Genomic DNA, 6443 nt, shown 5'->3' on the forward strand with positions numbered 1-6443 from the left:
ATAATTACCACAGGCAAAGCCTAATGCATAAGCCAGTAAGTTTCCTATATTGTCCAAGCTACTGACTACTTTACCTAATGCTGTAACATAAATACTAACCTCGAAAAAACCAATAATTGCAGCTTGGACCTTTCTTCCTTGTACTACCATCAACATTCTAATCGTTGCTAATGTAACATCAGCTACTCTAGCAAAAAATATTAACAAATATCCAATTATAAAACCCATAATATCACCTCTAATTAAAAATAAGCGGAGATTAATCTCCGCATATCTTATATTAATACAAATCAAGGTATTTTTCTATACCTTTTATAATAGATTCTACTAAAAGATTTTGGTAGTCATCGTCAGTCAATAGCCTAGCCTCTTCCTTATTGGTTAAAAAGCCTAGTTCAATTAACACAGAAGGCATTGATGTATCCCTTATTACTACAGTTTTCTCTCTAGGTAATAGTCCTTTGTCCTCAGCACCTGTCCCATTAGTTAGCTCTTCCATCATAATTTTGGCCAATGCTAATGTATCTTCTTTTTTCACTTTATCTTTATCCTTAGAATGATACAGCACTTGTATACCTGAAATATTAGGATTTCCAATTGAATTAGCATGGATACTTATAAATAAATCTGCTTGATTCCTATTTGCAATCTTTGCTCTATCGTATAAGTCTACAAAACTATCGTCATCTCTTGTCATTATAGTTGTATATCCTAATTCTTCTAAACTTTCATTTAACTTAAGAGAAACACTTAGATTTACATCTTTTTCTTCAATCCCATTCTGAATAGTTCCTGGTTGATATCCACCATGTCCAGGGTCTATTACTATAATCCTATCTGAGGGCTTTATATTTTCATCTCGTTCTAAGCTAATAGTAATTTTATCGTCTATATCTTTAGATAGAATATCATATTCAACTCCCCTTCTAAAGGTCAAAATAACATTAGAAAGATTATCCGCTTCTCTTATAGTTATATCGTTAATTAACCCGTCTCTAATATTCATAAATCCTTCTTCTATATCTAGTAAATTCGAAGGAAGAGTTACTATCATAGTATTTTTATCTCTATGGTATTCTATATCATAATCGGTCTTTTCTATTGTATTAATTGAGATGGTTCTTTTGTTGCCTTTCAAATTATAGTCTATTATCTCCCCTAGGCTAGTTTCTGGAATGATTATAATTTTGTTATCTTCCTTATTGATTCTCACATTAGGATCATGTATTCCTTCTTCAATATCTAATACTAGCCTAACGATTCTATCATTAGGTTTGTATAGATTATCTGGTACAAACTGAGACACTCTTACTCCTTTTATAAAGCTTATATTATAATTGTAGCTAAAAAAAGTCCCTCCTTCTAATGAAGAATCTAATAAATCAACAACTATTCTTTCAGGATCTGATAATTTCAAAGTTTTAATTTCTGGTTCTTCTGTGTTGTAAATAACTATGGCTTCTTTACCATCAATTATTTCCTTTTCAATTTTCTCTACTCTGTTTACAAAAGATACGGTTAAAGACTTGCCATCTTCTCCTGATACTACATCAAAATCCATATTTTCAGTTAAATTGATAACTATTCTTACCACATCTGGATTAGAAGAAAATTGCGACATGCTTATCCTCTTTATTTGTTTGTTATTCACGTCAATTCTTCCTACTCCACCTTCAAATAGAATACTATCTTTAAGATTTAAAACTGAATTTTCCACATCAATAACCAATCTATTAGGGTTTTTAAGTAAGTCTGTCGAATAGTTTAACTTTTCTGTTCCCTTTATTGTTATTTTTGGTGAATTGGTACTCCCTTTTTCTACTAATACATTTGTAATTTCTCTGGTTTGATTATTCTCATTTCTGTCTTTATCTTCATTCAAATCTTCTTCTGCTACTTTTGTGTTGATAAAGGGCACTCGTTTTACATTATCCCATCCTACTTCAAAACCTAAGGCTTCAGATACCAGTCTTAAAGGAACCATGGTTCTAGAATCCTTATTCGAAAAGGTTACAAGCTTAGGAGTTGTGCTTCCTTCTATAGGCTTTTTTTCCCCATTAATATACATATCTTGACTGTTTATTGTAATTTTTATTTCTTTGCCTTCTTGTTTAAGTGTTGCTGTTTTAGTTTTTTGTTCCCAACTTACTTCAGCGCCATAGCGTTCTGCTATGAATCTAATAGGGACTAAAGTATAATCATTTATGGGATGGATGAAGGTAGGGATGTCTGAAAATACTGCTTGTCCATCAAATACCACTGGTACTTCTTTTACAGTGAATTTTTGACCATCCATACTGACAGTAATCCTGTGATTATTATTAGCTGCAAATACTGGCAAATTAAAAAATACAAAAATCAATAAAAAGGATAAAACAACTTTCCATTTCTTCATCTTAATTGCCCCTTTCCACATCCTTTACTGTTATTTTATAGCTTATGTTATTTATATCATTTGGTTGGTTATTATGTCAACGAAATGGGGATTTTGTAACCATAATGTAATAATCTAATCTAATATGGAAAGAGCTTTATATAGTTCGTCACTGCTTGGTGGAGATATTTCCTCTATTTCCCCTTTTCTATCCAATAAGACTCCTTCTTCAATTACTTCACCAATAACAGTTGCCTTTATGCCTTCCTTTTCTAATCTATTTTCAATAAGACTTACTTGTTTTTCTCCTGCTATTATTAGCATACTTCCACTGGATATTAATCTATAAGGATCAATCTTTAAAACTGAAGATAGCTCTTTTGTAACCTCTTTCATAGGGATTAATTCTTCATATATTTTTAATCCTTTGTCAATAGCAACAGCTCCTTCCCATACTGCTCCTAGTATTCCACCTTCAGTTATATCATGCATATATTTTACTCCAATTTTTCCACATATAGTTCCTTCTTTTATTACAGATATCATATTGCCCATGTTTTTTGCTTCCATTATTTTTTCTTTATCTATTTTATCCTCTAAGTATTTTTCTAATTCTTTGGCTAGTATTGATGTTCCTTCAATTCCTGCATACTTAGTTATTAATACTTTATCTCCTATTTCTATATTTTTCGAATTTATCATATTCTTCTTTTTTTGTTTTCCTATTACCGTTGTAGAAATGACAACCCTATTTACTGCATCTGTGATTTCAGTATGTCCTCCCATTATTTCTACTTTTAGCTCTTTAGAAGCTTCTCCTGCTTCTTTCATTATCAACTCTATATCCTCTTCATTTATTGAAGGAGGTGCTAAAATAGTCAAAAGTGCACCAATAGGTTCCGCTCCACTGCTAGCAACATCGTTACAGGATATGTAGATAGCTAATCTTCCTATATCCTTTGTAGCCCCAGTTATAGGATCTGTTGAAATTATACAAACTTCATCTTCAAAATCTATAATAGCATTATCCTCTCCAACGGCTGCTCCTTGAAGGATTTCCTTTCTTTTATATTTAATATTATTGAATACAATTTTCTCTAATATATGGTTTGGTAATTTTCCTATTTCCATAATAAATCCTCCTCCCTTACACTTAAAATATTATTGTATAAGTATATTGTATCAGAATGCAAACACTTTTGGTACACTTTAGGTACACTTTTATGAAATTTAATCTATAATATTTAAAAAAGGATTGAAATCTATATAGACCTCAATCCTTTAAAATACCTTGTCACATATTTAATTTTTTAGAATATTGTATAGATTAATACTTCTTATTTTGATAATTCCTTTGAATCAGAGTTAAATATTTCCTCTTTAAGTTCTCCTTCTTTTTTGGCTATTATTACAGTACAGGCTGCATCTCCGGTTATATTAACTGCAGTTCTACCCATATCTACTAATCTATCTATACCCATTATTAATCCAATTCCCTCAATAGGTAGTCCTATAGATTGTAATACCATAGACAACATTATGGTACCTGCACCTGGTACTCCTGCTGTTCCAATAGAAGCAAGTGTGGCAGTTAAAACCACCGTTAATATGGCTCCAATGCTTAAAGGTACATTATATACTTGGGCTATAAAGAAAGTAGCTACACCTTGCATGATAGCAGTACCATCCATATTGATGGTTGCTCCTAAAGGAATTGTAAAAGAAGCTATATTCCTGGATACTCCAAACTCCTTCTCATTTATATCTAAATTAATCGGTACAGTAGCACCACTACTAGCAGTAGAAAAAGCTACAGACATAGCTGGGAATATTTTTTTAAAAAATATTTTAGGACTTAATCCAGTTAACCCTTTTAACATTCCAGAATAAATCAATCCAGCATGGAGAATAAGCCCAATATAAACGGCTATTATATATTTTAGCAATGGTACCAGTGCAGCATATCCAACAGTAGCAAATGTTCTAGCAATTAAACCAAAAACTCCTATAGGAGCAAATAACATTACAAATCCTACCATCTTTATTATTAGTTCGTTTAACTGTTCAAATATCTGTACTACTATTTTTACCTTTTCTCCTAAGGTAGATAAGCCAATTCCAGTAATTATAGCAAATACAATGATTTGCAACATATTTCCTTCACCCATTGCTGCTATTGGATTTCTAGGAACCATTTCGTACAAAATTTGAACCAATGGAGTTTTTGAACTTACTGTGGTTTCCACTTGCTCGATGGTACCCAAATCAAGGCCGGTTCCCGGTTTAATTAGATAACCTAAAGCCAATGCTAAAGTAACTGCAAAGGCAGTTGTCACCAAATAAAATAGTATAGTCCTTGCCCCTACTCTTCCAAGTTTTTTTACATCGCCCATACTAGAAGCTCCATTAACTAAAGAGATAAATACTAATGGAACTACCATCATCATTATTCCTCTTAAAAATACCTGCCCTAGCAATTGAAATATTCCGTCAATTAAAATGTTATTTTTAAAAGTCCCATCTGGTAATTGGTAAACTACAATTCCAACTATAAGACCTACCAACAAACCTATGAAAATTTTGGTAGTTAATCCTCTTGACTTTTTACTCATGAAATCCCCCCATAAAAAATAATCATAACTATAAAAAATAAGTTATGATTATTATATATTGATTTAAAATATTAATCAAGCGTGAATTTTCTGACAATTAAAGTCGATAGATGGAAGCTCTTCCATCTATCGACTTTTTATCATTTCCTTCACCATTTTATTTACAAGTTGTGGATTGGCTTTACCTCTAGTTGCTTTCATCACTTGACCAATTAAAAATCCTAAAGCTCTGTCTTTTCCATTATTATAATCTATAATGGATTGCTGATTTTCATCTAATACTTTTTCAATAATTCCTTCTAGTTCTCCTTCATCACTAATTTGAATTAATCCTTTCTTCTTAATTATCTTTTCTGGTTTTTCTCCTGTTTCAAACATATCTCTTAACACTTTTTTCCCAATATTGTTACTTATCTTGCCATCCTTAATAAATTCAATAAGATCTGCTAAATCCTTAGGTCCGAACTTCAAATCTTCTATTTCCAATTCTTCATCATTTAATCTTCTTAAAACATCTCCCATTATCCAATTACTAACTTGTTTAGGATCTTTAGCATATTTATTAGTTTCTTCATAGAATTGAGCTATTTCTTTTGATTGGGTTAAAACTCCTGCATCATATTCAGGCAAATCATACTCTTTAATAAACCTTTCCTTTTTATGATGAGGTAATTCTGGTAAATTGTTTCTAATTTCCTCTATCCAATCTTTTTCTATTTCTACTGGAAGTACATCTACATCAACAGAGTATCTATAATTTTCTGTACCTCCTTTATCTCTCATAACTACAGTTTTATTTTCTAATTCATTCCACCTTCTAGTTTCTTTTACCGTATTTTCTCCTTTTTCTAGATGAGAAATATGTCTTTCTACTTCGTAATCTATTGCATTAACAACTGATTTAAAAGAGTTTAAATTTTTCAACTCAGTAATATTGGTTTTATTGCCAGTTTCATCATCTACTACATTTATATTTACATCGCATCTTAAAGAACCTTCTTCCATCTTACAATCAGAAACCTCAATATATTTTAAAGTATTTCTAAGACTTTCTAAAAACAACCGGGCTTCTTCAGATGTATTCATATCTGGTGCTGTTACTATTTCAATTAATGGTACACCTGCTCTATTATAGTCTAGGAGGGTATCTCCTCCTTCTGTATGGAGGGATTTCCCAGTGTCTTCTTCTATATGGATTCTAATTAATCCAACATTTTTAGTGCCATTCTCCGTCTCAATTTTCACATATCCATCTTCACATAAAGGTTTATCATCTTGGCTTGTTTGATATCCTTTTACTAAATCGGGATAGAAATAATGTTTTTTATCCATTTTTACGTTATTAGCTATTTTACAGTCAAAAGCAATTCCTGCTCTTATTCCATATTCTAATACTCTTTTATTTAGTCTAGGTATAGAACCAGGCAACCCTAAGCAAACTGGACAACAATGGGTAT

5 protein-coding genes are annotated in these 6443 nt (G+C 31.5%); all 5 read right to left on the reverse strand.

Going from position 1 to position 6443, the window contains the following annotated elements; all coding sequences use genetic code 11:
- Positions 1 to 228, reverse strand: a 228-nt coding sequence (locus tag VK998_RS03605; RefSeq protein ID WP_325225575.1) for a DUF5698 domain-containing protein, incomplete at its 3' end; no start/stop codon positions are given.
- Between the two features lie 52 nt (positions 229 to 280).
- Entirely contained in the window at positions 281 to 2395 is a 2115-nt protein-coding gene (locus VK998_RS03610) for an N-acetylmuramoyl-L-alanine amidase family protein (RefSeq protein ID WP_325225577.1), read from the reverse strand.
- 114 nt (positions 2396 to 2509) lie between these two features.
- The gene (locus VK998_RS03615; protein ID WP_325225579.1) at positions 2510 to 3505 is read right to left on the reverse strand and encodes an AIR synthase family protein; all 996 of its coding nucleotides are present in this window, start codon (positions 3503 to 3505) and stop codon (positions 2510 to 2512) included.
- Positions 3506 to 3711: 206 nt separating this feature from the next.
- Positions 3712 to 4986, reverse strand: coding sequence for a dicarboxylate/amino acid:cation symporter (locus VK998_RS03620; protein ID WP_325225581.1), 1275 nt, complete (start codon positions 4984 to 4986; stop codon positions 3712 to 3714).
- Between the two features lie 126 nt (positions 4987 to 5112).
- On the reverse strand, positions 5113 to 6443 hold a 1331-nt coding region (gene gatB, locus VK998_RS03625; RefSeq protein WP_325225583.1), incomplete at its 5' end, for an Asp-tRNA(Asn)/Glu-tRNA(Gln) amidotransferase subunit GatB.

It is taken from the genome of Schnuerera sp. (assembly GCF_035459645.1).
Taxonomy (GTDB): domain Bacteria; phylum Bacillota; class Clostridia; order Tissierellales; family Tepidimicrobiaceae; genus Schnuerera.